We start from the raw sequence: 2,716 nt of genomic DNA on the forward strand, positions 1-2,716 counted from the left end.
TGTCGCTTGCCAGCCTGATGGGACCACCCAGTTGCCACGAGGAAGGGACCACCTGGTCGTGTAGTCGATCATAATGATCTCCCTCAGTTCGTCCCCGGCGACGCACCGTTGCCGGGATCGTGATCGGGGTGGATGGTGGGTCGTTGACGGGTCCGGTAGGACTCGCCCTCGACGATCAGGACGTGCGCTGCCGACACCAGCCGGTCCACGGCGGACTGGGCGAGCAGCGGGTCGGCGAGCATGGCCAGCCACTCGCTGGGTTCACGGTTGGAGGTCACCACGGTGGCGGCCCTGCGGTGGCGTTCCACGACCAGCTCGTAGAAGTCCGCGGTCTCGATCTGGTCCAGGCCCTTGAGCGCGAAGTCGTCGATGATGAGCAGCTGAACGTGAGCGAGCCGGCGCATCTCGGCCTCGACGGTGTTGTCGAGCCGGGCGGCCTTGAGACGCTTGAACAGCTTGTCGGCGCGGAACATCGCCACGGTGTAGCGGCGGCGGACCGCGATGTGCCCGAGCGCGGTGGCCAGGTGGGTCTTGCCCGTGCCGACCGGCCCCAGAACCAGGGCGCCGTTGGCGCCGTCGATGAACCGCAGCGTGGTCAGCTCGCCCCATAGTTGCTGGTCGTAGGTGACGGCCGCGCTGGCGTCCCAGGTATCCAGGCGCATCGCGTGTTCCAGGCCGGCGGCGCGGGCGCGCAGCGCGGCCGAGCCGGTCTCGCGGCGCGACACCTCATCAGCCAGCACCAGTTCCAGGAAGTCGGCGTGGGCCAGGTGCTGCTGCTTGGCCAGCGCGAGGCGTTCGGGCAGCGTGTCGAGCATCTTGCCGAGCTTGAGTGCGCGCAGCGCCTGCTTGAGCTCGGCGTTGATCGGATCACGCACCGGACCGTTGGCCGTGTTCCGCGCGGTGCTGGTGCTGGCCATCACCGATTCACCCCTGTCCAAGGTTCGCTGCTGTCGTCTGGGTCGGGGCGGACCGCAGGGCCGAGGAGAGCCAGGTGCGCGCGCCGGGGCGGGTTGAACTCGGCCGGATCGCGGGCGAATCGCCCGCCCGCGACCGCTGCGGGGCGCGGTGCGGGGATCGGGGTGTCGTGTGTCCCTCTGTCCAGCATCGAGGCGATCTTCGTGACCGACAACACATCAAGGTCCAACGCCTTGCCGCACGCGGCCTCGACCGGCTCGGCGCCGTAGCGGCGGACCAGGCCCAGCAGCCGGTAGACCTGCCGCATCCGGGTCCACGGCAGCGTGTCGTCGAAGTGCCGCTCGGCATAGATACCCACGTTGTTCCCGGCCCGGTAGGCGGCGCGGACCAGCGAGTCGATGTCACGCATCGCATACCCGGCCCGCTCGGCGGGCAGATCGGCCGCATCCGTGCGGCGGCCCCCAGGGGCTTGGCGGGGATGGGTCTTGACCAGCCTGCCGCGGTGGAACAGCTTGACCAGCGCGCCATCGGCGCGGGCGTCCAAGTGCTGGCCGATGTATTGGCCCGGCACCGAGTACAACGCCTTGCCGATCTCGATGTGGAAGTCCTTGTGGACCTTCACCTGCTTGAAGATCGGCATGTCATAGGCGCCCTCGGGCGGCGGCAGCAGCGCCTTGGCCTCGCGCTCGGCGAACACCTCGGCAGGCCGGGCCTGCAGCGTGCCGTGGATCCGCAGTCCCGCCGTGGCATGGCACCACGCCTCGGCTCGCGTCTGGGCGTCGGCCAGGTCGGCGAAGTCCTCGGCGGTGAAGAAGTTTCCGCGCACGTACTGCACCATCCGCTCGACCCGAGGTTTGTCCTTGGGCGAGCGCACCCGCGCCGGATCGGTGGCGAACCCGGCGTGCTGGGCGTAGTCCAGCCAGCCGACGGTGAAGGTCGGGTTGACCGGATCGGCGTTGGAGATGACCGGCGACAGGTTGTCGGGGATGAGCACCTTGAACACCCCGCCGAAGAACCGCCACGCTGCCTCACACCCGGCGATCACCGCCTCCAAGGTCTGGGAGAAGGTCAGCCAGATGAACATGTGCCGGGAGAAAACCGACGTGAAGATCAGCACATGCGCGACCCGGTTGCGGCCCTCGACCGGGTCATAAATCAGGCCAAGCCGGGCGAAATCGATCTGACACTCCATGCCCGGCTGCCCATCGAGCACACGGACCGTGGTCTTGCCCCGCCCAAACTCACACCGCTCCACGCAGAAGCGGTGCAGCGTCCGATACGGCACCTCAACGCCCACACGCAGCAGCTTGATGCGGATCTTCTCCACCTGCACGCCGGCCTTCACCCAGGCACCGATCTCCTCACGCCGACTCTCCAACCGCTCCCAACTCGCCCCGTGCCGGCCATCGCGGCGGACAGGGCGGACCACCTCGACGATCTGGCCGATCAGCTCATCTGACAGCTGCCCCACGCCGCCCCCGCGGACCAGCCCGGCCTCGGTGGCCGCGTCCACATACCGGCGAGCCGTCTTGCGATCCACCCCCGCCTGCTCAGCGACCTTGCGCAGGCCGGCCCCCGCCAGCCACGCCCGCAGCACCTCACGCACCTCGATCACAGAAACCTCCCGGAACGCCATTCCCCCGAACCCCCACCAAGTCGAATGACCTGGAACGGTTCGTAACCGGAAGTGATCAGATCCCCGAACCCGACACGCGGGGTGGTCCCATCACTGGCAACCGGGTGGTCCCATGCTCGTGGCAGAAAACCACCCTCGGTGGTCCCATAAGCCTGGCCGGCGACA

2 protein-coding genes are annotated in these 2,716 nt (G+C 68.5%); both read right to left on the bottom strand.

All coding sequences use genetic code 11. The annotated features are described in order from the left end of the window. Positions 1-83: 83 nt before the first annotated feature. A complete protein-coding gene (gene istB / locus AB0B89_RS35895; protein ID WP_358562099.1) occupies positions 84-917 on the bottom strand; it encodes an IS21-like element helper ATPase IstB in 834 nt (277 codons plus the stop codon). Further along, the gene (gene istA, locus AB0B89_RS35900) at positions 917-2,530 is read right to left on the bottom strand and encodes an IS21 family transposase (RefSeq protein WP_358562102.1); all 1,614 of its coding nucleotides are present in this window, start codon (positions 2,528-2,530) and stop codon (positions 917-919) included. Before istA ends, istB begins: the two co-directional genes overlap by 1 nt. Between the last annotated feature and the right edge of the window lie 186 nt (positions 2,531-2,716).

Source organism: Sphaerisporangium sp. NPDC049002 (assembly GCF_040649355.1).
GTDB lineage: Bacteria > Actinomycetota > Actinomycetes > Streptosporangiales > Streptosporangiaceae > Sphaerisporangium.

Coding starts and splice junctions, on each gene's coding strand:
- istB (WP_358562099.1), bottom strand. CDS start 917: ATGGCCAGCACCAGCACCGCGCGGAACACGGCCAACGGTCCGGTGCGT.